Annotated in this window: 23 protein-coding genes; 8 read left to right on the top strand and 15 right to left on the bottom strand. The window is 65.5% G+C overall.

Going from position 1 to position 24,390, the window contains the following annotated elements; genetic code table 11:
* Positions 1–57 precede the first annotated feature (57 nt).
* Complete coding sequence (locus HMPREF2990_RS04635) at positions 58–873, bottom strand: EamA family transporter (protein ID WP_246817437.1); 816 nt, start codon at positions 871–873, stop codon at positions 58–60.
* Between the two features lie 94 nt (positions 874–967).
* Complete coding sequence (gene glf, locus HMPREF2990_RS04630; protein ID WP_070762916.1) at positions 968–2,161, bottom strand: UDP-galactopyranose mutase; 1,194 nt, start codon at positions 2,159–2,161, stop codon at positions 968–970.
* Positions 2,162–2,309: 148 nt separating this feature from the next.
* Between glf and HMPREF2990_RS04625 the strand changes: the two genes are divergently transcribed.
* On the top strand, positions 2,310–4,265 hold the full coding sequence (locus HMPREF2990_RS04625) for an N-acetylmuramoyl-L-alanine amidase (protein WP_070762915.1): 1,956 nt from the start codon (positions 2,310–2,312) through the stop codon (positions 4,263–4,265).
* Between the two features lie 18 nt (positions 4,266–4,283).
* On the opposite strand, the gene glpK is transcribed toward HMPREF2990_RS04625, so the two are convergent.
* The 4 genes from glpK to serS are packed head-to-tail and all read right to left on the bottom strand — an operon-like array spanning position 4,284 to position 8,736.
* Positions 4,284–5,756: a glycerol kinase GlpK gene (gene glpK, locus HMPREF2990_RS04620; protein ID WP_038592925.1), complete on the bottom strand. Its 1,473-nt coding sequence runs from the start codon at positions 5,754–5,756 to the stop codon at positions 4,284–4,286.
* A gap of 28 nt (positions 5,757–5,784) precedes the next feature.
* Positions 5,785–6,612 carry a Cof-type HAD-IIB family hydrolase gene (locus HMPREF2990_RS04615; protein WP_070762914.1) on the bottom strand — a complete coding sequence of 276 codons (828 nt, stop codon included), beginning with the start codon at positions 6,610–6,612 and terminating at the stop codon, positions 5,785–5,787.
* A gap of 6 nt (positions 6,613–6,618) precedes the next feature.
* Positions 6,619–7,482 (bottom strand): lysophospholipid acyltransferase family protein, encoded by an 864-nt coding sequence (locus HMPREF2990_RS04610; RefSeq protein WP_246817435.1) that lies wholly within the window; start codon positions 7,480–7,482, stop codon positions 6,619–6,621.
* The gene (serS, locus tag HMPREF2990_RS04605) at positions 7,483–8,736 is read right to left on the bottom strand and encodes a serine--tRNA ligase (protein WP_070762913.1); all 1,254 of its coding nucleotides are present in this window, start codon (positions 8,734–8,736) and stop codon (positions 7,483–7,485) included. It lies immediately after the preceding gene.
* A 90-nt stretch (positions 8,737–8,826) separates the two neighbouring features.
* Here serS and HMPREF2990_RS04600 point away from each other — a divergent pair, with 90 nt between their 5' ends.
* Genes HMPREF2990_RS04600 through HMPREF2990_RS04590 form a run of 3 tightly spaced genes read left to right on the top strand, consistent with a single transcriptional unit; the run spans position 8,827 to position 10,952 of the window.
* Complete coding sequence (locus HMPREF2990_RS04600; protein ID WP_070762912.1) at positions 8,827–9,546, top strand: GntR family transcriptional regulator; 720 nt, start codon at positions 8,827–8,829, stop codon at positions 9,544–9,546.
* 18 nt (positions 9,547–9,564) lie between these two features.
* Positions 9,565–10,605, top strand: a complete 1,041-nt coding sequence (locus tag HMPREF2990_RS04595) for a septum formation family protein (protein ID WP_070762911.1) — start codon at positions 9,565–9,567, stop codon at positions 10,603–10,605.
* Entirely contained in the window at positions 10,605–10,952 is a 348-nt protein-coding gene (locus tag HMPREF2990_RS04590; RefSeq protein ID WP_070762910.1) for a metallopeptidase family protein, read from the top strand. Before HMPREF2990_RS04595 ends, HMPREF2990_RS04590 begins: the two co-directional genes overlap by 1 nt.
* Here HMPREF2990_RS04590 and pheA read toward each other — a convergent pair.
* Positions 10,949–11,854, bottom strand: coding sequence for a prephenate dehydratase (gene pheA / locus HMPREF2990_RS04585; RefSeq protein WP_070762909.1), 906 nt, complete (start codon positions 11,852–11,854; stop codon positions 10,949–10,951). The genes HMPREF2990_RS04590 and pheA overlap by 4 nt on opposite strands.
* A gap of 17 nt (positions 11,855–11,871) precedes the next feature.
* Between pheA and HMPREF2990_RS04580 the strand changes: the two genes are divergently transcribed.
* Positions 11,872–12,609 (top strand): CPBP family intramembrane glutamic endopeptidase, encoded by a 738-nt coding sequence (locus tag HMPREF2990_RS04580; RefSeq protein WP_070762908.1) that lies wholly within the window; start codon positions 11,872–11,874, stop codon positions 12,607–12,609.
* Positions 12,610–12,688: 79 nt separating this feature from the next.
* Positions 12,689–13,918 (top strand): LCP family protein, encoded by a 1,230-nt coding sequence (locus tag HMPREF2990_RS04575; RefSeq protein ID WP_070762907.1) that lies wholly within the window; start codon positions 12,689–12,691, stop codon positions 13,916–13,918.
* Between the two features lie 132 nt (positions 13,919–14,050).
* On the opposite strand, the gene HMPREF2990_RS04570 is transcribed toward HMPREF2990_RS04575, so the two are convergent.
* The 7 genes from HMPREF2990_RS04570 to HMPREF2990_RS04540 all read right to left on the bottom strand — a co-directional run bounded on the left by HMPREF2990_RS04570 (position 14,051) and on the right by HMPREF2990_RS04540 (position 20,949).
* Positions 14,051–15,181 (bottom strand): ABC transporter ATP-binding protein, encoded by a 1,131-nt coding sequence (locus HMPREF2990_RS04570; protein WP_070762906.1) that lies wholly within the window; start codon positions 15,179–15,181, stop codon positions 14,051–14,053.
* 19 nt (positions 15,182–15,200) lie between these two features.
* Positions 15,201–16,523 (bottom strand): ABC transporter substrate-binding protein, encoded by a 1,323-nt coding sequence (locus tag HMPREF2990_RS04565; protein WP_070762905.1) that lies wholly within the window; start codon positions 16,521–16,523, stop codon positions 15,201–15,203.
* Between the two features lie 54 nt (positions 16,524–16,577).
* A complete protein-coding gene (locus HMPREF2990_RS04560) occupies positions 16,578–17,525 on the bottom strand; it encodes a carbohydrate ABC transporter permease (protein ID WP_051904965.1) in 948 nt (315 codons plus the stop codon).
* The gene (locus HMPREF2990_RS04555; protein WP_070762904.1) at positions 17,526–18,491 is read right to left on the bottom strand and encodes a carbohydrate ABC transporter permease; all 966 of its coding nucleotides are present in this window, start codon (positions 18,489–18,491) and stop codon (positions 17,526–17,528) included. It abuts the gene before it with no gap.
* A gap of 91 nt (positions 18,492–18,582) precedes the next feature.
* Complete coding sequence (locus HMPREF2990_RS04550) at positions 18,583–19,497, bottom strand: DUF5926 family protein (protein WP_070762903.1); 915 nt, start codon at positions 19,495–19,497, stop codon at positions 18,583–18,585.
* Entirely contained in the window at positions 19,478–20,182 is a 705-nt protein-coding gene (locus HMPREF2990_RS04545) for a glycerophosphodiester phosphodiesterase (RefSeq protein ID WP_070762902.1), read from the bottom strand. Before HMPREF2990_RS04545 ends, HMPREF2990_RS04550 begins: the two co-directional genes overlap by 20 nt.
* Entirely contained in the window at positions 20,182–20,949 is a 768-nt protein-coding gene (locus HMPREF2990_RS04540; RefSeq protein ID WP_246817433.1) for a glycerophosphodiester phosphodiesterase family protein, read from the bottom strand. The genes HMPREF2990_RS04545 and HMPREF2990_RS04540 overlap by 1 nt, the downstream gene beginning before the upstream one ends.
* A 65-nt stretch (positions 20,950–21,014) precedes the next feature.
* Between HMPREF2990_RS04540 and HMPREF2990_RS04535 the strand changes: the two genes are divergently transcribed.
* A complete protein-coding gene (locus HMPREF2990_RS04535; RefSeq protein ID WP_083317013.1) occupies positions 21,015–22,859 on the top strand; it encodes an alpha/beta-hydrolase family protein in 1,845 nt (614 codons plus the stop codon).
* Here HMPREF2990_RS04535 and msrA read toward each other — a convergent pair.
* Entirely contained in the window at positions 22,856–23,497 is a 642-nt protein-coding gene (gene msrA / locus HMPREF2990_RS04530) for a peptide-methionine (S)-S-oxide reductase MsrA (RefSeq protein WP_070762901.1), read from the bottom strand. The genes HMPREF2990_RS04535 and msrA overlap by 4 nt on opposite strands.
* Before the next feature lie 116 nt (positions 23,498–23,613).
* On the opposite strand from msrA, the gene HMPREF2990_RS04525 reads away from it, so the two are divergent.
* Positions 23,614–24,216: a superoxide dismutase gene (locus HMPREF2990_RS04525; protein ID WP_038592968.1), complete on the top strand. Its 603-nt coding sequence runs from the start codon at positions 23,614–23,616 to the stop codon at positions 24,214–24,216.
* Positions 24,217–24,390: the final 174 nt, after the last annotated feature.

Raw genomic sequence — 24,390 nt, 5'->3', positions numbered from 1 at the left:
CATAGTTGTTTGGAGTTGTTCAGAGTTGTGCATTACTCACCGCATTGCCCTGACAACTCACGCCACGCGGGATTCTTTCGCCCCGCGCCACGTAATGATCGCGCCGGCCGCAGCAATCAACGCAATGCCTGCTGCCATGGAGCATGTGATCTGGTCCCCAGAGAAGGCCCAGCCCACAATCGCGCCGATAACCGGGTCCAGCGCGAAAAGCGTGCCAACAACCGCCGCCGAGACAATGCCGGCAGCGATCGTGTCCATAACAAAAGGGACCACCGCGCCGATGAAGCCCGAGAGCACAATGGTGCCCCACATCGAGCCGTGCACATGCGGTGCCGTGGAAACAGCAAAGGGCGCAAGCACGAGCGCCGCGACGACCACCGACAGCGCCAAATCCGGCATCCCGCCGCCCTCGGCATTACCCATACGGGCAGCGAAGAGGGTGTAGATACCGAAGAACGCCGCACCAACTGCGGCAAAAGCAACGCCGACGATGTCAAGGTCGTTGGAGGGTTGGGCGATCAGGGCGACGCCCACGAACGCGGCGATGGCCCACAGGCGGGAGCACCACATCTTCAGGCCAAGAAAAGAAACGACGCAGGGGCCGAGGAAGTCGATGGTCACGGCCACACCCTGCGGAAGACGGGCGATGGCCTGGTACAGCATCACGTTCATCAACCCGATGGCGACGCCGTAAACCACGATATTGATCACCCGGGCGCGCGTCATACCCGATAACCGCGGCCGGAACAGCAGCACCATAATGACGGCGGCAGCGGCCATGCGCAGGCCCGAGACGCCCGGCGCGCCCACCGTCGGCAACATGTCAGTCACGAGCACCGCCGCGGCCTGGGTGCCAATCGATCCGATGAGCACCAGAAAAATGGGGGCTGCGGGAAGCCCGAAGAAGAAGTCTACGCCCCGTCGGGAAGCGGCATGCTGTCTCTGTTTATGGGACACCCACGCAAGATTAGTGCCCGCGCGCCTGGTTCAGCGCCTCGCCGTCTTCGAAGTGTGGGCGCAGGTGGTTATCAAACAAGGAGAGCGCCGCGCCGATGGCCATGTGCATGTCCAGGTACTGGTAGGTGCCCAGGCGACCACCGAAGAGCACCTTGTTCTCGCGGGATTCTTGTGCGGCGAGCTCGCGGTACTTCTTCAGCTTCTCGCGGTCCTCGGGCGTGTTGATCGGGTAGTAGACCTCGTCGCCGTCCTCGGCGAAGCGGGAGAATTCCTTCACAATCACCGTTTTGTCGGCAGGATAGCTATCCTGCCGCTCCGGGTGGAAGTGGCGGAACTCGTGGATGCGGGTGTACGGCACGTCCGCGTCGTTGTAGTTCATCACCGGGGTGCCCTGGAAGTCGCCGGTCTCCAGCACTTCGCGCTCGAAGTCGAGGGTGCGCCAGCCGAGGTGGCCCTCGGCGTAGTTGAAGTACTGGTCGACTGGGCCGGTGTAAACCACGGGCGCGTCGGGGGATTCGGCGCGCAGCTCGTCGCGGACGTCGAAGTAGTCGGTGGACAGGCGGACGTCGATAAGCTCATGCTCCGCCATCTTCTCCAACCAGGCGGCGTAGCCGTCGACCGGCAGGCCCTCGTAGGTGTCGTTGAAGTAGCGGTTGTTGAAGGTGTAGCGCACTGGCAGGCGCGAGATGATTTCCGGCGGGAGCTCGGTGGGGTCGGTCTGCCACTGCTTGGCGGTGTAGTGCTTCACAAAGGCTTCATAGAGCGGCTTGCCGATCAGCGCAATGCCGCGCTCCTCCAAGTTAGTGGCGGCCGCCGGGTCCTTGCCCTCGCGCTGCTCCTCAATGAGCTTGCGGGCCTCGTCCGGCGAGTAGTAGCGGCCGAAGAACTGGTTGATCAGGCCGAGCCCCATGGGGAACTGGTAGGCGGTGCCGTCGTGCATGGCGAAGACGCGGTGCTGGTAGTCGGTGAACTCGGTGAACCGGTTGACGTACTCCCACACCCGCTTGTTGGAGGTGTGGAAGAGGTGCGCGCCGTACTTGTGCACCTCAATGCCGGTGTCCGGGTCCTTTTCCGAGTAGGCGTTGCCGCCGAGGTGGTCGCGCTTCTCGACGATCAGCACGCGTTTGCCCAGCTCACTCGCGGCCTGCTCAGCCACGGTCAACCCAAAGAATCCGGATCCGACAACGATGAGGTCATAAGTCATGGCCCCAATCTTTCCACATATATGCGGCCTGAGCTCGCCCCACGACACGCCGAAAGTCTCAAGACTTACTTTAGACTTGAACTTCCTCTACACTGCACAACAGATAACTTTCTTCACATTTGCCCCAGCAATATCCAGGAGTCTTCCCGTGCACCAACGTAAACGCTTGAACAGGGCGTCCACCCGGACCGCGCCCTGGCGTACCGCAATCCTGGCCGCACTTCTGACCGTGGCGATGGTCGTCACGGCCGCTTTCAGCGGCGACAACATCCTGCGAGTGCAATCCGTCGGCGGCCCGGATAAAGAGGTGTACACGGATACCGCCTCATTCGCGTCCGGTAACGACACCACCGTCGACGACGCCGCCGTCAAGACCCAGGGCGGCGAAAAAGAAGTCCGCCGCGTGGTCAAGGAGTTCTCGCGCGACCGCGAGTTCACCATGTTTGGCCTGACCTGGAAGGGCGACCGCGACGTGGTCGCCTACGTGCGCGCGCAAAAGGCGGACGGCTCCTGGTCCGAGTGGTACGAGATGGACCACGCCGACAACACTGGTAGCGACACCTTCGGCACCGAGCCGATCTTTGTCGAGCCCACCAAGCGCATCCAGGTCTCCACTGGCAACGTCGACCTGCTCGACGGCGGGCGCACCGACTCCAACGCGCCGACCACCGCTAAGGACATCGAAGCCGTCTTCCTCGACGGCGGCACCGGCACCTCTGGCGGTATCGCCCCGGCTGCGGATTCGTACACCCGCGGCATGCCCAAGGTGGTCTCCCGCGCGCAGTGGGGCGCAGGGGCCTCATCCAACCCCACGTACACCGAGCCGGTCACCGCGGCGACGGTCCACCACACCGCGGGTTCCAACAACTACACCGAGGCGCAGGCCCCCGGCATCGTGCGCGGCATCTGGACGTACCACGCACGGAACCTGGGTTGGGGCGACATCGGCTACAACGCGCTGGTGGATAAGTACGGCAACATCTACGAGGGCCGCGCAGGCGGCCTGGATCGCGCCGTACAGGGGGCCCACGTCGGCGGGGTCAACACGAATACCTGGGGTGTGTCCATGCTGGGCAACTATGAAACCGCCACCCCCACCACCGCGAGCGTCAACGCGATGGGCGAGATCATCGGCTGGAAGGCGGCCGTGGCAGGCTTCGACCCGATGGGCTCGAACTACCACTACGCCGACTTCAACTTCCGCGGCTCCCGCTACTCGGCAGGCCAGGGCGCGATGTTCCCCAACATCAACGCGCACCGCGACTTCCACTACAACGCCTGCCCGGGCCAGAACCTCTACAACCGGATGGGCGACATCCGCCGCGTGGCCAACAACAAGTACAAAAGCCTCGGTGGTTCCCGCGGCCCCAGCGGAATCGTCGACTCCCTCCTGGGCGGCGGCAACGCCGGAACTGACCCGAACAACCCAGACGTAGAAGCCACCGACACCACCGTCGGCGACCTCTCCTCCGCGCTCGGCTCCAGCGAGAGCAATACGCAGACCGAGACCGTCGTCAACGAGGACGGCACCACCACGACCGTGGTCCGCCCGGCAGAGGGCACGCAGACCAGCGGGCTTTCCCTGTCCGGGCTCGCGTCCGGCGACGCCGTCGCGATCGCGGCTGCGGCCGGTACCCTACTCGGCCTGGTCATCCTGTACGCCAACTCCCGCGGCATGCTGCCCGGCGGCGCGAAGTCCGTCGCAGGTATGGAGCTCATGCCCGGCCTGACGGTGCAGCAGGTCACCCCGTACATCGGCCCGGCGCTGCAGACGCTTGGCAAGCAGGACCTGGCCAATGTCTGGTACCAGTTCGAGCCGACGCTTGGCGCGCTCGTCGCCGGTGTTGGCGGCCCGCAGGTCGGCGGCCGCACCTACGCCTTCTACAAGGGCGGCGTGGGCATCCAGGACCGCCAAGGCCAGATCTTCACGCTGGCGGGCAAGATCGCCGACGCCTGGCTGCAGCAGGGCATGGATGCCGGCCCGCTCGGTATGCCGACGTCGCGCGAGCGCACGCTTGGCGACGGCACCGTGGTCGTCACCTTCCAGGGCGGTTCCATCACCTACAACCCGGTGCACAACGCGGTCAACATCACGACCAACTAGGCACCAATCAGGCACCAATCAGGCCAGGTCGTAGGAGCGGCGCACCGCGTCCTCCCACCGCGCCACGAGCCGGTCCCTTTCGGGGCCGGCCCACGTGTTTTTCCAGGTGGTGGTCTCGCCGAGGGACAGCGGGGCGTCGATAAGCTTGGCCCCGATGCCCGCTGCTGAGGCAGCCCCCATCACGGTGGTTTCCGTGTTGGCGGGGCGCTCGACGTCGATGCCGAGGATGTCGGCCTGCAACTGCATGAGCAAGTCGTTGGTGGTCATCCCGCCGTCGACGCGCAGCGCGGTCGGCTCGCCGCCCATCGCGCACACGACCTCGCGGGCCTGCAGGCAGGTGGCCTCGAGCGCGGCGCGGGCGATGTGGCGGCGGTCCACGAAGCGGGTCAGGCCGGTGATCACCCCGCGCGCGTCCGGGCGCCACCGCGGGGCGAACAGGCCGGAAAAGGCCGGGACGATCACCACCCCGCCCGAGGTCTCCACCTGTGCCGCGAGCGTCTCGGACTCGGCCGCGGTGCGCAGCAGGCCGAGCTGGTCGCGCAGCCACTGGATCAGCGAGCCGCCCACGGCCACCGAGCCCTCCTGCGCGTACACGGGGGCCTGGCCCTCGATCTGGTAGGCGACGGTGGTGAGCAACCCGCGCTCGCTGATCTGCGGCGTTTCACCCGTGTTGAGCAGCATGAACAGGCCGGTGCCGTAGGTCATTTTCGCCTGGTTCTCCGCCAGGCATCCCTGCCCGAACAGGGCGGCCTGTTGGTCGCCCAGCACGCCGGTAATCGGCACGCCCGCGAGCGGGCCCCGGCGGCGCACGGTGCCAAAGTGGCTGACGGAGGGCCGGATCTCCGGCAGGATTTCCGGCGGTACGCCAATCTCGCGGCACAGCTCCGGGTCCCACTCGAGGGTGCCCAGATCCATGAGCAGGGTGCGCGAGGCGTTCGTGACGTCGGTGACGTGCACCGCGTTCTCTGGCTCGCGGGCACCGCCGGTGAGGTTCCAGATCAGCCAGGTATCAATCGTCCCGGCGAGCAACTCGCCCGCCTCGGCGCGCTCTCGCGCCCCTTCGACGTTGTCCAGGATCCACGCCCACTTCGGCCCCGCCGGGTATGAGTTGTACAAAAGGCCCGTGCGCGCCAAGTACACGTCCTGTGTCGTGCCCGCGTCTGGTTTCGGGTTGGTGCGCGTGTCCTGCCACACGATCGCCCGGTGGATCGGGACGCCTGTGGCCTTGTCCCAAATCACGGCCGTCTCGCGCTGGTTAGTCAGGCCGAGGGCTGCGATGTCTTCTTCCGCGATGTCGGCCTCGGCCATCGCCTCGCTCAGTGCGCGGCGGGTGTTGCGCCAGATCTCCAGCGCATCGTGCTCCACCCACCCCTCGCGCGGCAGGTGCTGGGTGTGCTCGAACTGTGCCTGGGCGACGACGTTGCCGCGCGTATCCGTAAACACCACGCGGGTAGAAGTTGTGCCCTGGTCAATGGCCGCGATGAGAGACATGCCGCCAATTGTATGGGGCCGCTTGCGCTTAGAACCAGTGCTCCAGCACCTGTGCCACCCCGTCCTCCTCGTTGGAGGCGGTGACATAGTCCGCAGCGTCCAACAGTGCGGGCGCGGAATTCGCCATGGCCACGCCCATCCCGGCCCAGGCGAGCATCTCTAGGTCGTTGGGCATATCCCCGAAAGCGATGACTTGGGAGGGCTCGATGCCGTATTCGGCCGCGAGCACCGACGCCCCGCTCGCCTTGTTGATGCCGGGGTGCGACAACTCAATGAGACCCTCGTCCATGGAGTAGGTCAGGTGCGCGTCCTCCGGCTCGATCACCTGGGCGAGCAGGTCGAACATTTCCGCAGACTGCAGCTGCGGTGCGCGGACCAGCAGTTTGGCGGCGGGCTGCGAGGTGATCTCGGCGACAGTGCCGACGCCAAAGGCGGTGTCCCAGGCGTCTCGGTTGTACTCGGGTGTGGTGAGGAAGCACTCCTCCTCCGGGTCGAGCGCGCTCTGCCCCACGCGCTCCACCCCATAGCCGTGTTGGATGTTCAAGGGGCGCAGCGCCTCGTCGATTGCCTCGACGACGCGGCCCATAGTCTCCGGCGCCAGCTCAAAGGAGCGCAGCACCGTGTCCTCTACGGGGTCGTAGACCACCGCGCCGTTCGCGCAGACGCACGTGGGAGCGATGGGCAGCTGGTCAAGCACCGGGAGCAGCCAGCGGTGGGGACGCCCAGTGGCCAGGGCGAACTTTGCTCCCGAGCGCACCGCGCGAACCACCACGTCGCGCAGCCTTGGGGTCACCCGGCCTGCCGGGTTGATGAAGGTGCCGTCGATGTCGCTAATGATGAGCTGGGGAGCATGCATGGTCTCTCACGTGCCTTTCTTGGCCTGCTTCGCGGCCTTCTTTGCTTTGCGCTGCGCGCGTTCGCGCTCGTAGATCTCGGCCGCCTCCTCCAGCGTCGGGGCACCGCCGCCTAAAGAGGCTGGCACCCACTTGTCGCCGGGGGCGAAGGGCCCGAATTCCTGCTCGTATTCGGCGCGGGACTGCTCGAGCATGTGCTGCATCGCCTGCTTCAGGCGGCGGGTGTCCTCCTCAGCGTTACCGCTGAGCGCAACCGGGGCGCCGTAGCGCACGATCACCGGCACGCCGCGCAGCTGCTTGGGCAGGTCCTTGGTCCAGATTCGGTGCGAACCCCAGATCACGCAAGGAATCAGCGGGGCGTCGGCCTGCGCAGCGATGCGCGCCGCGCCCGTCTTGAAATCCGCGAGCTCAAAGGAGCGCGAGATCGTGCCCTCCGGGAAGATGCCCACGAGGTAGCCATCGCGCACGTTGCGCACCGCGGCGTCCACCGCCGAGGCACCGTTTTCCCGGTCCACCGGCACGTGCTTCATCGTGCGCAGGATGCGCCCAAGCACGGGCTTTTCAAACACGCTCTGCTTAGCCATAAAGCGCACGAGGCGCTCGCCGTGGACCAGGGGCCCGGTGCCGGTAAGCATGAAGTCGTAGTAGCCGGTGTGGTTGCCGGCGATGATCGCCCCGCCGCGGGCGGGTATATGCTCCGCCCCCTCGATGCGCACGCTGATGCGCTGCAGCCGCAGCAGCCACTTAAACAGGTGCACTGTAAAGGGGTAGAGCCGCTCCTTTGACTCCTCCGGGTGCGCGGCAGGCTGCGTATAGGCCGCTGGTACCAGCAGGCCGTGCAGCTTCTTCATGGCGCGGGAGGTCATGCTCATCTACGCCCCGAGGACTTCCTTGCCTACCCACGGCTGCAGCGCTGCGGGCACACGGACGGAGCCGTCCGCCTGCTGGTTATTTTCCAGGATGGCCACGAGCCAGCGAGTGGTGGCCAAGGTGCCGTTGAGGGTGGCCGCGGTCTGGGTCTTGCCGTTCTCATCGCGGTAGCGGATGTTCAGGCGGCGCGCCTGGAAGGTCGTGCAGTTCGAGGTAGAAGTCAGCTCACGGTAGGTGTCCTGCGAGGGCACCCAGGCCTCAGTATCGAACTTGCGGGCTGCCGACGAGCCCAGGTCGCCCGCGGCAACGTCGATGATGCGGTAGGGCACCTCCACGGCGGCCAACATCTCGCGCTCCAGACCGAGCAGTTTCTGGTGCATCTCCTCGGCGTCTTCCGGCTTGCAGTAGGCAAACATCTCGAGCTTGTCGAACTGGTGGACGCGCAGAATACCCCTGGTGTCCTTGCCGTAGGAGCCAGCCTCGCGGCGGAAGCAGGAGGACCAACCTGCGTAGAGCAGCGGGCCGTCGGAAAGGTCGATGATCTCGTCCTGGTGCAGGCCCGCGAGCGCGACCTCGGAGGTGCCGACCAGGTACATGTCGTCGCGCTCGAGATAGTAGATCTCCTCGTCGTGCTCGTCGAGGAAGCCGGTGCCCTGCATGATCTCGGGGCGGACCAGCACCGGCGGGATCATGACCTTAAACCCGGCCTCGCGCGCCTTCTGCGCGGCAAGCATCAGCATGCCCAGCTGCATCCAGGCGCCGTCACCAGCGAGGTAGTAGAAACGCGCGCCGCCGATCTTGGTGCCGCGCTTCATGTCAATAATCCCTAAGGCTTCGCCCAGATCCAGGTGGTCTTTGACCTCAAAGTCAAACTCCGGCACCTCGCCGACGTGCTCGAGGACCACGAAGTCCTCCTCGCCACCAGCCGGTGCGCCCTGGATGGGGTTGGGGATCTTGTACTGCAGCTCGTTGACCTTCGCCTCCGCTTCAGCCTGTGCGGCCTCCGCCTCCTTCACACGCGTCTTCAGCTCGTTGGAGCCCTCCAGCAGCGCGGGGCGCTCCTCCGGGGAAGCCTGGCCGATCTTCTTGCCAAAGGCCTTCTGCTCGCCGCGCAGCTCATCGGCAGCCTGGATGGCGCTGCGGCGCTTTTCATCGGCGGCAATGAGCTGGTCTACCAGGGCCGGGTCCTCGCCGCGGGCGGTTTGGGACTGGCGGACAACGTCAGGGTTTTCGCGCAGAAACTTCAGATCAATCACAAATGCATACTCTACCTTGTCCCTCACAGCCACGGCCGCGTCTGCACAAAAGCAGTGGACTGGTCATAACCAGCGGAGTAGGGTGGAAGTATGATTACCGACGGCCCGACCCCAAAGCACGCCCAGTTGCGGGCGCTTTTGGAGCGCCGCTGTGCCGAAGAACTCAGCCCCGGTGATCTACTGCCCGGGGAACGCACCCTGGAAGAGGAATACGGGGTCTCGCGGATTACGGTGCGCCGCGCCATCGGGGATCTGGTCGCCGCGGGCAAGCTGCGCCGCGTGCGCGGCAAGGGCACGTTCGTCGCCCCCGCTCCCCTGGTCAGCCGCCTGCACCTGGCGAGCTTTTCGGAGGAGATGGCCCAGCAGCGGGTGGAGGCGGCGTCGGAAATCTTGCGGGCCACCACCGCCTTAGCCCCCGCGCAGGTCGCGGCCTTCTTCGGCACGAGCCCGGACACCCCGCACATCCAGCTGCGCCGCCTGCGATTGGGCGACGGCGAGCCCTATGCCGTCGATAACGCCTGGTACAACGCGCAGCTGGTACCCGATCTGCTGGCACAGGACGTCAAGCAGTCTGTCTACACGCTGCTCGAGGAGCACTACCGGCTGCCCATCACGGAGGCCGAGCAGACCGTCACCGCCGCCAGCGCCACCGAGGCCACCGCCCCGCTTCTCGACGTCGCGTGTGGCACCGCCCTGCTCCACATCGCCCGCTTCGCCCGCAGCGGGTCGCACGCCGTGGAGTTTTGCGCCTCGCTGTATCGCTCGGACCGCTACTGGCTGACCACGCGCGTTGGACGCGAGTCCGCGTGACGGGAATAGTATAGGGGCATGGCTTCCACTTCTAGCGCCGTGCGCGCGTTCTTCGTCGCCCTGCTTGCCGGGACGGTCGGCATGGGCTCGTACGCCATGACCACGGGCACCGATGCTAGCGGCAACGGCACCGAAGGCAGTCAGCAGGCGCAGCACGGCGATGCAGCTCCCGCCCCATTTACCACTGCCGACCCGGGGTCCTGCCTGACGTGGACCGTGGGCGAAGGCGGCGCGATCAGCGGATTTGAGCAGACCGACTGCGCGGGCGAGCACCGCTTCGAGGTGGCCTCACGCCAGGATCTGGCGGTCTACCCCACCTCCGAGTTCGGCGAGAACGCGCCGATGCCCAACCCGACGCGCCAAGCGCAACTGCGCGAGGAGCTGTGCGGCGCCTCCACCGTCCGCTACTTAGAGGGCCGCTACGACCCGCACGGGCGTTACTCGATTGCCCCGATCCTGCCTCCAGCCAGCGCGTGGGAGGCCGGGGATCGCACAATGCTGTGCGGGCTACAGGAAACCGACCGTGCCGGCGAGCCGATCCTGACCACCGGCCGCGTGGTCGAGCAGGACCAGGCCCGCACCTTCGAGCCGGGCGAGTGCGTGGCTATCGACGGGGCGAACAGCCTGTCCGTCGTGGACTGCGCCGCCGCTCACCAGATGGAGATCACCAGCAAGGTCGATTTGGCCCCAGTCTTCCCGGAAGGCACGCCTTCGGTGGAGGACCAGGACAAACACCTGGGCGATGTGTGCACGAAGGCCGCCCACGACTATTTGGGCAGCGAGGAGAACCTGTACCAGATTTCCCTGCAGCCCTTCTGGACCACCCAGCAGCCTGCCGCGTGGGACGGTGGTTCGCACAGTGTGAACTGCGCGCTGGTCTTCTCCTCGCCGGAGGGAGGGTTCGCCGAGCTGACCGGCACCGCCACGGGCGGCAAGGAGGTCTTGCGTATCGACGGCAACCCGCCACCGGATCGCCCGAAGCGCCGCCCGCTGCGCGAGCACCAGGCTCCGCCGGCACCGGAAGCAGCGCCCCCAGCGCCTGAGGAAGCCCCGCAGTAATGGTGGAGGTGACCAACGAGGAGTTCGAGGCGATGATCAACGACGCGCTCGACACCATCCCGGACTCCTTCGCCCAGCACATGACCAACATGGTCATCTTGGCCCGCGACTACAACGAGGACCAGCCCGGCCTGCTCGGCCTGTTCGAGGGCGTGCCGCTGCCGGAGCAGCACTCCAACCACACCGGCTTCCTCCCTGATGCGGTGTTCATCTACAAGGAACCGCTCGAAGCGATGTGCGCCACGGTGGAGCAGCTACGCCACGAGGTCAAGGTGACGGTGCTGCACGAGGTAGGCCACTACTTCGGCATGGAAGAACACGAGCTGCACGAGCTCGGCTGGGGTTAGCGCGCCCGCCCGCTGCGCACAGCTTCGACCCAATCCGTGGCCGCCGCGATGCGGGCATCGCGCACCGGCGTGGGCTCCCCCACCACGCGCGGCCAGGAGCCGAGGAAGCGGATGCGCGAGGCCCGCAGGTACACCCCGCGCAGCGCCTCGGCCACCGGCGCGTCATCAATGTGGCCGACGATGTCGGCAAAGAAGTTGTACGTGTTCGGCTCCTCGCGTGTTGGGCGCGACTCAATACGCGACAGGTCCACGCCGCGATAGGCGAACTCCTGCAGGATGCCGACCAGGCTGCCGGGCTCGTTGACGGTCTGGAAGACGATGGAGGTGCGGTCGTTGCCCGTGCGCTGCGGCGGGGTGTCCACAGGCCCGGCGAGCACGAAGCGGGTGCGCGCCGCCTCCAAGTCCGCCACATTGCGCGCGTGGATCTCGAGCCCAAAGAGCTCCGCGGCGCGCTCGGGGGCAGCTGCGACATCGGCGCCGCCCTCGGCCACGAGCGCGGCGGCGGCCGCGTTTGACGTCGCCGCCTGGAAGCTCGCCTGCGGGGCGTGCTCGCCCATCCACCGCTTCACCTGCTGGTAGGCGACGGGGTGGGTGGCAAACCGGTGGGCGTCGGCAAGCGAGGCTCCTGGGCGCGTCATGATTGCGAAGGCGATCTCGAGCTCGGTCTCTGCGAAGATCTGGACGCCTGGGGTGGCAAGCAGCGCGTCCGAGGTGGTGGTCACTGCCCCGTCGACGGAGTTCTCAATCGCCATCACGGCGCGCTCGGCGCGGCCTTCCGCGACCGCGGCGAGTGCCTCGGCGGGCGAGTCCACGGGCACGAGCTCCGCTTCGGGCAATTTGAAGGCGTGCACCGCCTGCTCGGTGAAGGTGCCGGCCGGTCCCAGATACGCGATTCGGGTCATGGGCTTAAAGTTATCGCATGCGCCGCCGACTCATCATCGAAATTATTCTCGTGCTCGCCGTCACCTTCGGTTCCAGTGGGCTTCGCTCGTGCCTCAAGCTTATCGACGCCTACCTGACCGCCCCCTTAAACGAGCAGTCCACCACCCTGGTGCAGCCCTCTTCCTCCGTCAGCTGGCTGGACCTGGCGCTGCAGCTGACCTCTGCCGGCACGCTGGTGGCGTGGGGCGCGCTCGCCTGGTTTCTGCTGGGAAGCCGCTGGTGCTGGCCGAAGTGGAGGGATCTCGCGCACGGGGCGGGGCTGGCCGCCGTGATCGGGTTGCCGGGCCTGGCGTTCTACGTGGCCGCGGTGCACCTGGGCTTGTCGAAGGTGGTGGTGCCCGCTACCGACGCGGTGCAGATCCCGACCTCGCTTGTCTGGTCCTTTGCCAACGGGTTTGGCGAAGAGGTCGTGGTGGTGGCCTACCTGGTCACCCGGCTTCTGCAGCTGGGTTGGCTACCCTGGCAGGTGGTGGCTGCCTCTGCTGTGCTGCGCGGCTCTTACCACCTCTACCAGGGGGTTTCCGCGGGCCTGGGCAACATCGTGATGGGTGTGGTCTTCGCCGCCTACTTTCTCTGGCGGAATAAGGGCAAAGAGTCCGCGGCCGCAGACTGGATCGCGCCCGTGTGGGCGCTGGTGCTCGCCCACTTTCTCATCGACGCTGTGGCATTTATCGGCTACCCGCTTGTCGACCTCTCCTGGTTAGGCATTCAGTAGCGCACATTCCCGGCGAACTCCCAGCGCGCGGCGCTACGAACAGGTAGGCCACATGCGCCACAGCCGTTACACTAAGTGCATGTCTTCGACGCCGCGCTCCAACGACCCCCGCGACCGCGCGGGGGAATACGTGCTGGGCAAGGACGGGAAACCACTGGTCGACCGCTACGGCAGGCCGATCCGCCGCCGCCCGGTCCAGCGCCCAAGCCAGCCCCACACCCCGGAGCGCACCCACCAGGTCCCCGAGTTCACGCGCGTGGAACGGCCCCAGCCTGCGCAGCGGCCCCCGCGTCCACGCCAGCAATTCCCCGAGTACCAGCCGCGCCGCGCACCAACGTACTCGCGGCCCGCACCCGAGCCGGTGCCGGCGCAGGTATCAAAGCGGCGTCAGCGGGGGCCGGCGCCGCGGCGTCGTAAAGCAAAAGCCCCTGGCTGCGCCACCATCCTGGCGATCTTGCTGGTGCTGCTCGTCGCGGGCACCCTGCTTACCGACGCCCGCCTCACCCGCACCCAAGCGCTACCCGAACAGCGAATCGCGAACACCGCGGGCACGAACTGGCTGCTCGTCGGCTCCGACTCGCGCACGGGCCTGAGTGAGAAGGACGTCGAAAGGCTCGGCACCGGCGGGGACCTAGGCACGACCCGCACCGACACGATCATGCTGCTGCACATCCCTCTGCGCGGCGAAGCGACACTCATCTCCATCCCACGCGACTCGTACGTGCCGATCCCCGGCTTCGGATACGACAAGATCAACGCCGCCTTCGCCTTCGGCGGGGCGCCACTACTCGCCCAGACGGTGGAGGAAAACACAGGGCTGCGCGTAGACCGCTACGCCGAAATCGGCATGGGCGGGCTGGCGAATGTGGTCGACGCCGTCGGCGGCGTGGAGATCTGCGTGTCAGAAGCCATCGATGATCCGCTGGCCAACCTCAACGTGCAGCCGGGATGCCAGAAGATGGACGGCGCGACCAGCCTGGGCTACGTGCGCACCCGCGCCACCGCCCAGGGCGACCTGGACCGCGTGATGCGGCAGCGCGAGTTCCTCGGCGCACTCCTGGATCGGGTCACCTCGCCGGCTGTGCTGGTCAACCCCTTCCGCCTCGTGCCGCTCATGTGGACCGCGCCGACCATGTTCGTGGTGGGCACAGGCGACCACATCTGGCACCTCGCGCGTATCCCGCTCACCATGAGCGGCGGGCTCAACGCCGTGACGATCCCGCTCGGCGGGTTCCAGGACACCGAGGTGGGCAACGTGGTGCTCTGGGACGACGCCGCAGCTGAGGAGCTCTTCGCCTCGTTGAGGTAGGGACTCAGTCAGACAGGAGGAAAGGAAGAGCGATGGAACCGGAACCACTCACCGGTGCCGATGTGCTTGAACTGATCTCGGAGGACACCCCTGGTTTCTGGGATGTCCTGGAGGAACCCGACGACTCTCCCCCTACAGATAGTCGTAGTTGATCTCCGTGTCCGGGGCGAAGAACACACAGCCGCCCTCCATCGGGCGCAGGTAGATCGTGTCGCCCTGGTCCACGGTGATGCCCCGCGGCACCTTGACCGTGATCCGGTCGCCGCGCACGGCGATCTTCTCGTCGGCCTGCTCCTGGCGGTGCCCGTACACGTAGTGCTCGGAGCCCAGGTGCTCCACGATGTCGACTGCCACCGGCATCCCGTACTCTTCACCCGGCCGGTTTACGCCGATGATCTCCCAGTTCTCCGGGCGCACGCCCACGATGACTCGGTCGGATTGCACCTTCGCCATCTGGTCTGCGGGCATCCGGTAGTCCAGAGCGTGGTCCTTGCCACTGACGACGCGGCCGTCGATCACCGGCACCTGCTCAATCAGCGTCATCGCGGGCGAGCCGATGAAGCTGGCCACGAAGGTATTGCCGGGGTTTTCGTACAGCGTCTTCGGCGCGTCGACCTGCTGGATGATGCCGTTGTTCAGCACGCAGACGCGATCGCCCATGGTCATCGCCTCGGTCTGGTCGTGGGTGACGTAGACGGTGGTAGCGCGCAGTTCGCGCTGCAGCTGCAGGATCTGGGCGCGAGTAGACACGCGCAGCTTCGCGTCAAGGTTGGACAAAGGCTCGTCCATAAGGAAGACCTTCGGCTGACGCACGATTGCGCGACCCATCGCCACGCGCTGACGCTGGCCGCCCGACATGGCGGAGGGCTTGCGGTCGAGCAGGTCCTCGAGCTCGAGCATCTTCGCGGCGAACGCAACGCGCTCGTCGATCGTGGCCTTGTCCGTTTTGGCGTTTTGCAGGGCGAACGCCATGTTCTGGCGCGCCGTCATGTTGGGGTAGAGCGCGTAGGACTGGAACACCATGGCGACGTCGCGGTCGCGTGAGCGGGTTTCGGTCACGTCCGCGCCGTCGATAAGCACCTGCCCCTCGTCCACCGGCTCGAGACCGGCGAGCATGCGCAGGGTAGTGGATTTGCCGCAGCCGGAGGGTCCGACGAGTACCAGGAACTCGCCGTCGGCGATCTCCAAGTTGAGGCGGCTGACCGCCGGGGGCTTTTCCGGATCATAGATCCTGGAGGCCTGGCGGAATTCGACAGTAGCCATGGTGTCCTTTCAGTCCTTACTACAGCTTCGGCGTGATATCGCGGTCGATCACGTCCTGGGTTTCCTTCTGCAGATCCTCGAAGGCCTGCTCCACGTCCTGGCCGCCAACGGTGATGCGGTCGAGCACGCCGCCGATGCGCTGGCCGCCGCCCGGTACAAAGACGCGGGCGTAATCCTGCGGCTTGGTGTTCTCGTTCAGCTGCTTGATCGCGGTCTCGGCGTTCGGGTTCTCCTCCAGGAACTTCTTCTCCTCCGGATCCTCCAGAGCGTCCTTGCGCACCGGCATGTAGCCTGTGGCCTGGGAGAACTTGATGGTGTTTTCGGTGTTGGTGATGAAGTCGATGAACTTCACGGCGTTCGCCTTGCGCTCATCGGAAATACCGGCCGGTACCGCCAGGCCCGCGCCGCCAGTAGCTGCCGACGGGCCGGGGCCCGGCAGGTAGGTGGTGATGAACGGGATGGTCGCGGTCTCGTTCAGCCCGCCCAGGGAGCCGGTGGACTGAAGCAGCCCGGCAGCCTTGCCGGAGCCAAAGGCGACGGTCGGGTCGGTGGCGATCTCGATGTGGCCTTCCTGGACCTGCTCCTGCAGGAACTTGCCGGCCTCGATGGACTCCGGCGAGGTGAAGTTCGGCTCCCACTCATTGGAGTAGGAACCGCCGAAGGCCCAGATCATGCCCTGGAAGTACCAGTCCAGGTAGTTGGAGCCGTCCGGCACGACCACAGCGGGCTTGTCCAGCTTGTCCTTGATGGCGGTGGCCCACTCATCAAACTCCTCCCAGCTTTCCGGGCCGCGGTCGGTAGGTAGGCCGGCTGCCTCCAGGTCATCGGTGTTCCAGTACATGAGGTTGGTGGAACGGGAGTAGGGCACGCCGTAGTGCTTGTCGTTGTAGGTGTAGTCCTCACGCAGGGTGTCGACGTAGCTATCGGCGTCGATGTTGTTCATCTCCCACAGCTCGTCCAGCGGCGCGGTCGCGTCGTTGAGTGCGAAGTTGAACCAGGTCACGTCGGAGGCGATCACCACGTCCGGCAGGTCGCCGCCGGCCAGGGCGGCGTTGAAGCGCTGTGCGACCTCCTCGTAGTTGGAGCCTGCGGTAACCAGCTTCACTTTCAGGTCCGGGTTCTCCTCCTCAAACGCGGCGATGAGCTCTTCCTCCATGTCCTTAGACGAACCGGGGTGGTTGGACCAGAAGGTAATGGTGTTCGCGTCGCCGGACTCAGCGGACTCGGAGCCGCCGTTGGAGTCATTCGACGCGGTGGTGGAGCCGCCCGCACAGGCGGTCAGGGTGATGGTGGTCAGCAGTGCGGCGCCGAGAGCGGCGAAGCGCTTGGTGTTGCGAGACATGGGAATACTCCTTGAAGTGGTGTGTGAAGAGGTCGGTGGTGCGGGGTCAGGGGGTCAGCCCTTGACCGCGCCCGCGGTCAAGCCCTTGATCATCGGCTTCTGCAACAGCAGGAAGACGATGAGCATGGGCAGCGTGGTCAAAACGGTGCCGGCCATGACCGGGGCCCAGTTGGTCACGCCCTCCGCGTCTTGCAGGCGGGTCAGGCCCACCGGCAGCGTGGCCGCCGCGGTCGTGTCCGTGATCAAAAACGGCCAGAGGTACTGGTTCCACTCGTTGACCACGGTGATCAGTACGAACGCGGAGAGCGTGGGCCAGGACATGGGCAGCACCACGCGGAAGAGCGTGGTGAAGAATCCGGCACCGTCCATCCGCGCCGCCTCCAGAATCTCCGGCGGCAGCGACTGGAAGTGGTTGCGCATGAGGAAGGCACCGAAGGCCACGCCGGCCAGCGGGATGATCACGCCCGCGTAGGTATCGCGCCAGCCCAGCGAGGCCACCAGTGAATAGTTCGAGATAATGGTGATCTGGTTGGGCACCATCAGCGCTGCAATAACCAGGAGGAACAGCAGGTTGCGGCCGGGGAAGCGCAGGAACGCGAAGGCGTAGGCCGAGAGCACCCCGAGGACGACCTCGACCACGGTGAGCACCAGGGTGATGATCAGCGAGTTCTTCAGGTAGCTGGCAAAGCCGGAGGTCTGCCACACATACGAGTAGTTCTCCGCCATGAACGGGTCGGGCCAGAAGGTGATCGGGTCCGAGTAGACGTCCTGGAAGGACTTAAAGCTGGTGATGAAAATGAAGTACAGCGGCACCATGATCAAAAGCACGGTGCACACCAGCGCGAAGTAGCCGATTGCTTTGACCACGGGGCTCGTATGGTCCATCGGCTCGCCCTTGCGCTTGCGCTGGGCGTCGGTGATCACCGGCTCGGCGTCCGACTGTGTACCGGGCACCGGCGGCAGGACCTTGGCGACTGCGGGGATGGATTGTTTTGCGGACATCTACTTCTCCATCCTTTCCTGCAGCTTGATCTGCGCCACAGTAACGACCAGCACCACCAGGAACATGATGGTGGCCACCGCGGCACCGTAGCCCGCACGGTTGTTAATGAACGTCTCCTGGTAGACCTGGAACACCATCGTGGAGGTGCCGTAGCCGAAGGGCCCGCCGCCGGTCATGACGTTGATGATGTCGAAGACCTGGAAGGAGTTGAGCAGCACCGTGATCAGTAGGAAGAAGGTGGTACCGCGCAGCTGCGGCAGCACGACGCGGAAGAAGTGACGGACCGGCGGAGTCCCGTCAATCTCCGAGGCCTCATCCAAGTCGCGGCGACGCCCCTGCAGCGCGGCGAGGTAAATAACGAAGACGTAGCCGACGTTCTTCCAGATATACGTCACCGTGATCATAAACAGCGCCCAGTTCTGCTGCTGGTAGAAGTTGGGCACTTCCACCCCGATCAGTCCCAGAAAGTACTGGATAAGCCCGTAGTTAGGGTCGAAGACGAATTGGAAGGCCACGCCGATCGCGGCACCGGCGATGACGTAGGGCGCAAACACCATGGAGCGCACCGCCGAGCGCCCGAACAGCTTCTGGTCCAGCAACAGCGCGAGCGCCAGGCCCAGCACCATGGAGCCCACGACCGCGAAGAACGTAAACACGAAAGTGTTAAACACCACGCGGGAGGTATCGGATGCCTGGAACCAGTCAATGTAGTTGCGCAGGCCCACGAACTGCATCGTGGGCGAGGAGATGTTCCAGTCGTAGAAGGAGATGCGGATGTTATCTACCAGCGGACGGTAGGTAAACAGGATAAGCAGCGCAAGGTTCGGCCCGATGAGCAGGGCCGCGAGCCCAACCTGGCGCCAGTCCACCTTCCGCTTCCGCGGGGTGCGCGCAAAGTCCGCGGAGACCTCCGGGACTTCGGAGACCGCGGGAATGCGCGCGCCTAGCTGCTGTGAAGTTTGCATACGGGAGAGGCTAAGGGGGCTGGGTAAACCCTCGGTATACGGCAGGTAGTTTCTGAGAGAATTGCCGTTGAATTTCCTCTCCCGTTCGTGACTAGATGGTCACCTGGCGGGACTTGATGTTGTCCAGCTGCTTGCGCTCATCGGCGTTGAGCTGCGCATCGTTGGCGTACTCCGCCTCGATCTTCGCGTTCAGCGTCTCCAGCGCCTCCTTGTAGGACTCCGGCGCAACCTCCGGATCGAGGTCCCACACTGGCACGACCACGCCGTGCGTGCGGAAGGCACCGGCGAACTTCGTGCCCTCGCCCAGCACCAGCTCGCCCTTCGCGGCGATGCGAGCAAGCGCCGCGAGCATCTTGGCCTCGTTATCCTCGGTGCGGATCCAGCGTATGTGCGCCTTACCGCCACCCGGGTTGACCCACCACACGGCGCCCGGGACCTCTGCCTCGACCTGCTCGGAGGGCCACACCGCGTCGTTGGCCTGGGTCATCGCCTGGCGCAGCTGCGCGGGCACGTCCTCGCCCTCGGCGAACCACCAGTTGAAGTCGGGGTAGGTAGTCACCTGTGGGGTCCACGCCGCGTCGATAAGCGAGGAAAGCTCCGGCTGGCTCCCATCAGCAGCGGTGGACTGCAGCGACTCGCCCGGCTTGGCATCAACGACCCATTTCAGGGCGTATGCGAGGTCGCGGCCCGGGTTCTGCGAGTGGGACGCGGCTTGCAGCGCCACGAGGCGCTCGCCACCCTGCGCCTCATCGCGCACGAGCGCCGCGCCCGCACCAGGCAGCACCGTCACCAGCGTCACCTCAGCCCCATCGACCTCAAGCTTTGCGCTTGCCGACGGCACGAACTCCTGCATCGCGATCAAGTCCGCCTCAGCAGCCAGCCCGCCAAAGGGACGCGGGTCCTTCTGCAGCGCCTCGCGCTCCTTGGCGCGCGCGGCCAGCTTCGCCTGGCGGCGGGTCATGCCCTCGGGCAGATCTTCTTGCTTCTTACGCTTCTTCTTTGCCATGCGACAAATCTACCGCAAGCTGCGGCAGGTCTGTTGCCATGAGCTCCACTCCGTGTGTAAGGCACCAGTCCATCTCACGCGGTTGGTTCACCGTCCACACGTATGCGGGCTCACGCATCGACTCGCGCTGCGCCTGGGCGATCGAGGGACCCAGGCCAGTTGCGCCGCGAAGGTCGGTGGGCAACTCCTCGGAGGGGTCGCAGAGCAGGAAGGAGGGCACACGGGGCAAAAGCGTGCGGAAGCGCTCGATCGCCTCCGGGTTAAAGGAGATGCAGGCAACCTGCTCGCCGTCATCCATCCCGCGGGCGCGCACGATATCCGCTACGGCCTCCTCCAGCGTCGCCCCGGCCGGCGAGGGGTGCTTGGTCTCAATCAGCACCCGCTTGCCCGGGTGATCGGCGACGAGCTCTAGCAGCTCGTCGAGCAGCATTATCTGCTCCGGGGAATCCTCCGTGCCGAAATTCAGCTCGCGCAGCTGCGCAAGCTCCAGCTCGGCCACTGCCCCGCTGCCGTTCGAGGTGCGGTCTACAGTCAGGTCGTGGATGATCACCACGTGCCCGTCCTTGGTCATGTTCACGTCGCACTCCACACCCGCGATGTCGAGCGCCAGCGACTGTTCAAACGCGCCGCGCGTGTTCTCTGGGGTGTCACCGGTGTTGCCGCGGTGGGCGATAATGCCGGTCATCAGGCCTGCACCGTCGCCGGGGTCTGCGTACGCACAGATTGCGCCCGTGCAAAGGTATCCAGCGCCAGATTCGGCAGGTCGGTGGCCAGCACGTCCACCTTGTTGTCCAGGCACCACATCATCTGCCGCGGCGTATTGACCGTCCAGGTGTACGTCTTCAAACCGCGTAGTCCCAGCAGCTGTTTCTTCGCCTGCAGGTGCTGGATGGCCGGGCCCACCCCGTAGGGGCGCGAGAACATCGCGTTGCCCGGGTTCCACTTCTTCTCCCGCAGGCGGAAGAGGTAATAGGTCTCCAGCTGTGGCGCCATGCGGGTGAAGTAGCGCATGGCTTTGTGGGAAAAGGAGATGATGTGCACGCGCTCGTCGTCAAGCAGCTTGGCGTAGGCCAACGCACGCAGAGTCTGCTCGTCCACCTCGGGACCATAGATGGTGGGGTGCTTCGTCTCGATGTAGAGGTGCTTGTCCGGGTAGTCCTGCATGAGCTCGAGCAGTTCCTCGAGCAGCATGATCTGTTGCGGATCTTCCTCGGTGCCGCAGTTGAGCTCGCGCAGCTGCGCAAAGTCGAGGCAGTCGACGCGCCCACGTCCGTTGGTGGTGCGCGAAACATTTGTGTCGTGGAAGACCACGAGCCTGCCGTCGCGGCTCAGCCGCACATCGCATTCAATGCCATGGATGGGAAGTTTTAGCGCTTCTTCAAACGCTCGCCTGGTCAGCTCAGGGTACATGCCGGAGAATCCGCGGTGCGCAACGATGTGTGTCTGGCTCACAGTCCCCAAACCTACAACGGGTTTACGCCCCGCGCGACTTGTAAAACTTTGCCATAATGCGGTACATGCGCGTTGCCAAGCTTTTCGACGCCCGCCGTGCGATCCAACGCGCCCGGGGCCGCTACAGTTTCGACCACCACGGCCTGCTCGCCGCCCCGCTCGCGGCGGTCGAGGTGCTCGCTGACCTCTCCCCTATCGTGCGCATGCGCGGGCTGCGCCGCCTGCCGAATTCCTTCCACTCCGGTGTCGTTGGCGCCGAAATCGCCACCTGGGGCGCGGTGTCTCCCTCGCTGCTGCCCAGGCGGTGGTGGACGACGGCCGCGAACGTGGCGATCTGCCAGGCGGTGGGCCATATGCTCGGCACAGGTGCGGGCAGCATCGCCCGGGCCGTGGGAGCCAGCGGACCGCGGGGCAAGAACGCGAACCCGGCGCGCATCGCCATGAGCGCGCTTACTGTGGCGGCCTACGCATCCGCTGCCTGCGCGCACGCGAAGCAGAAGACACTGGTGAGCACGCCGCACCCGGTCAAAAGGGGCGAAACGCTCGTTGGTCTTTCGCTCGGCACGCTTGGCTACGGGGCGATGCTGCTTGTGGGCGAGGTCGTGCAAACTTCCGTCGACCGCGTCAATGCGGTCTTCGGTCGCAAGCTTCCACCGGTGACGTCTTGGCCGCTGGCCATTCTCGCGGTGGCGGGCGCTGCTTACGTTTTTGCGGACCGGCTGGTGGTGCGCAACTTTATGTCCACCGTGTACAAGGAGGCCGAGGAGCTCAACCGCGAGTTCTTAAGCGGCGCGCCGCAGCCGCACGAGCCGCAGCGTTCCGGCTCACCTGCCTCTGCGGAGCCGTGGCGCACAATGGGCAGGCAGGGCCGCGCCGTAGTGTCGGGTGGGCCGCGCGCGCACGACATCGCGCGCGTACTCGAGGCACCCTTGGACGAGGTCAAGGAGCCGATCCGCATCTTCATCGGGCTGCGCGACGGCGAGCGCAGCCGCAGCTACGAGGAGATGGCCGAGGCCGCGCTACGCGAGATGGATCGCACGGGTGCCTGGGAGCGCGGGCACATCGCCGTGATGTCATCGGCCGGCACGGGCTGGATCAATGACTTCCACACCTCGGGCTTCGAGTTCGTCGCCCGCGGCGACAGCGCGATCGTGGCGATGCAGTACTCGTATGTGCCCTCGCTGTACTCCTACCTGGCGGATCGTGAGTCGGCGGTGCAGTCTTCGCGCCTGCTTATCGACGCTATCCGGAAACGCATCTCCCGCCTCGACACCTCCACCCCGCCGAAGCTGTACGTCGGTGGCGAGTCCCTTGGTGCCTACGGGGTCGCGGATGCGTTCCAGGATCCGGAGCAGCTCTTGTCGCGTACCTCGGGTGGGGTGTTTACCGGGGCACCGGGTTTTTGCAGCACGCTGACCACGCTGACCCAGCGGCGCGAGCAGGGCAGCCCGCAGCGCTTGCCGGTGGTCGACGGTGGCCGTCACTTCCGCTTCATCGCGCACCCGGACCACCTGGAGCACGATTCCGCCGGCAAGGCCTACGACGCCGAGTGGGAGTTCCCGCGCGCCGTGTTCGCGCAGCACGCCTCCGATCCGGTGGTGTGGTGGGACGCCGCGCTGCTGTGGCGGGCCCCCGACTGGTTGAAAGAGCCCGGCTCTCGCGGCGTACCGGCCCCCGCCGCGCAGCACTTGGATGTGTTGCACACGCTGCGCTGGTGGCCTTTTGTCACCTTCTGGCAGGTGGGCATCGACCAGGTCAGCTCGAACGAGTACGACGCCCCGCACGGGCACAACTACCACGCGGAAACAGTCGCTGCCTGGAACAAGGTGCTCGACGGCGGACTCACCCAAGGCGAGCTCGCACGCGTCAACCGGTGGATCCACGCGGACTCGACCAAGCTACGCGCCTAAATACCGCAAGCCACCCCGGTGGAGTGGTGCGGACAGTAGCCGTTTGGCACCTTGTGTAGGTACTGCTGGTGCTCGTCCTCGGCCAGGTAGTAGTCCACGCCAGCGCGGACCTCGGTGGTCATCTCCCCGTAGCCCGCCTGGCTCAGCTGCGCGCCGTAGGCGTCGCACCACTGTTGGATCTGGGCTGCCTCTTCCTCGGTGTCCGGGTAGAAGGCGGAACGGTACTGTGTGCCCGTGTCGTTGCCCTGGCGGTAGCCCTGCGTCGGGTCGTGCGCTTCGAGTGCGGTGCGCACCAGCTCCTTCAGGCTGATCTTTTCCGGGTCGTAGACCACCTCAACGACTTCCGTGTGGTTGGTTTTGCCGGTGCACACTTCTCCGTAGGTGGGGTTCGGGGTCACGCCGCCGCCGTAGCCCACCGAGGTGGACTCGACGCCGTCAAGCTCCCAGAACATCTTTTCCGCGCCCCAGAAGCAGCCGATGCCCAGGCGCAGGCGGCGCTGCCCCGGTTTCCACGGGCCGGTGATCGGGGTGCCCAGTACGGCGTGCGGCTGCGGCGCAGCAAGGATCGGCTCACTGCGGCCGGGCAGGGTCTGCTCGGCGGGGAGAAGTCGTGGTGTCGGCGCAAAAAGAAAACCCATAGTTCCCACAACGTACACGTCCGGGAAGGATATTCCGCGGATAATTTCATTGCAGGAAATCAAGATTTGGCTACTATGGGCTTCGTCATCACAAGCTGACGAAAGGATTTAGCACAATGGCTGTTTACGAGCTTCCGGATCTCCCGTACGCATACGATGCACTGGAGCCGCACATCTCCGAAGAGATTATGACGCTGCACCACGACAAGCACCACGCAACCTACGTTGCTGGCGCAAACGCTGCGCTCGAGGCACTCGAGGCGGAGCGCAACGGCGAGGCTAACCCGGACAAGCTGCGCGCACTGTCCAAGAACCTGGCGTTCAACCTGGGCGGCCACACCAACCACTCCATCTTCTGGAAGAACATGGCACCGAACGCTGGTGGCAACCCGACCGGAGAGATCGCTGAGGCCATCGACCGCGACTTCGGTTCCTTCGAGGCATTCCAGAAGCACTTCTCCGGTGTCGCCACCGGCCTGCAGGGCTCCGGCTGGGCTGTCCTGGGCTACGACCACATCGCTGGCCGCCTGGTCATCCAGCAGCTGACCGACCAGCAGGGCAACGTCTCCGTTGACTTCACCCCGGTCCTCATGCTGGATATGTGGGAGCACGCTTTCTACCTCCAGTACAAGAACGTCAAGGCTGACTACGTCAAGGCTTGGTGGAACGTTGTGAACTGGGACGACGTCAACGAGCGCTACGCCGCTGCGTCCAAGTAAGCCCTAGTCACACCTGGGTGAAACGCCCGCGCCAGTGGCGCGGGCGTTTTTCTATGCCTCCAAGGCCCGCAGCGCAAACACAACGCCCGCCGCATCAGGAGGTGCATGCGGCGGGCGTTGTAGTTCACTAGATTCACGACGAGTCCTGTAAGGAACCCGCCTATTACTTTAGGT

The organism is Corynebacterium sp. HMSC071B10, from assembly GCF_001814825.1.
GTDB lineage: Bacteria > Actinomycetota > Actinomycetes > Mycobacteriales > Mycobacteriaceae > Corynebacterium.
The sequence above is the reverse complement of the archived record's forward strand: the minus strand, read 5'-3'. Positions and strand labels throughout refer to the sequence as shown.

What these genes read in the sequence shown, in the direction of transcription:
- glf (WP_070762916.1), bottom strand. Translation starts at nt 2,161, where the DNA reads ATGACTTATGACCTCATCGTTGTCGGATCCGGATTCTTTGGGTTGACC.
- glpK (WP_038592925.1), bottom strand. Translation starts at nt 5,756, where the DNA reads ATGTCTCTCATCGCGGCCATTGACCAGGGCACAACTTCTACCCGCGTG.
- HMPREF2990_RS04615 (WP_070762914.1), bottom strand. Translation starts at nt 6,612, where the DNA reads ATGCATGCTCCCCAGCTCATCATTAGCGACATCGACGGCACCTTCATC.
- HMPREF2990_RS04610 (WP_246817435.1), bottom strand. Translation starts at nt 7,482, where the DNA reads ATGAGCATGACCTCCCGCGCCATGAAGAAGCTGCACGGCCTGCTGGTA.
- HMPREF2990_RS04600 (WP_070762912.1), top strand. Translation starts at nt 8,827, where the DNA reads ATGATTACCGACGGCCCGACCCCAAAGCACGCCCAGTTGCGGGCGCTT.
- HMPREF2990_RS04595 (WP_070762911.1), top strand. Translation starts at nt 9,565, where the DNA reads ATGGCTTCCACTTCTAGCGCCGTGCGCGCGTTCTTCGTCGCCCTGCTT.
- HMPREF2990_RS04590 (WP_070762910.1), top strand. Translation starts at nt 10,605, where the DNA reads ATGGTGGAGGTGACCAACGAGGAGTTCGAGGCGATGATCAACGACGCG.
- pheA (WP_070762909.1), bottom strand. Translation starts at nt 11,854, where the DNA reads ATGACCCGAATCGCGTATCTGGGACCGGCCGGCACCTTCACCGAGCAG.
- HMPREF2990_RS04580 (WP_070762908.1), top strand. Translation starts at nt 11,872, where the DNA reads ATGCGCCGCCGACTCATCATCGAAATTATTCTCGTGCTCGCCGTCACC.
- HMPREF2990_RS04575 (WP_070762907.1), top strand. Translation starts at nt 12,689, where the DNA reads ATGTCTTCGACGCCGCGCTCCAACGACCCCCGCGACCGCGCGGGGGAA.
- HMPREF2990_RS04570 (WP_070762906.1), bottom strand. Translation starts at nt 15,181, where the DNA reads ATGGCTACTGTCGAATTCCGCCAGGCCTCCAGGATCTATGATCCGGAA.
- HMPREF2990_RS04565 (WP_070762905.1), bottom strand. Translation starts at nt 16,523, where the DNA reads ATGTCTCGCAACACCAAGCGCTTCGCCGCTCTCGGCGCCGCACTGCTG.
- HMPREF2990_RS04560 (WP_051904965.1), bottom strand. Translation starts at nt 17,525, where the DNA reads ATGTCCGCAAAACAATCCATCCCCGCAGTCGCCAAGGTCCTGCCGCCG.
- HMPREF2990_RS04555 (WP_070762904.1), bottom strand. Translation starts at nt 18,491, where the DNA reads ATGCAAACTTCACAGCAGCTAGGCGCGCGCATTCCCGCGGTCTCCGAA.
- HMPREF2990_RS04550 (WP_070762903.1), bottom strand. Translation starts at nt 19,497, where the DNA reads ATGGCAAAGAAGAAGCGTAAGAAGCAAGAAGATCTGCCCGAGGGCATG.
- HMPREF2990_RS04545 (WP_070762902.1), bottom strand. Translation starts at nt 20,182, where the DNA reads ATGACCGGCATTATCGCCCACCGCGGCAACACCGGTGACACCCCAGAG.
- HMPREF2990_RS04535 (WP_083317013.1), top strand. Translation starts at nt 21,015, where the DNA reads ATGCGCGTTGCCAAGCTTTTCGACGCCCGCCGTGCGATCCAACGCGCC.
- msrA (WP_070762901.1), bottom strand. Translation starts at nt 23,497, where the DNA reads ATGGGTTTTCTTTTTGCGCCGACACCACGACTTCTCCCCGCCGAGCAG.
- HMPREF2990_RS04525 (WP_038592968.1), top strand. Translation starts at nt 23,614, where the DNA reads ATGGCTGTTTACGAGCTTCCGGATCTCCCGTACGCATACGATGCACTG.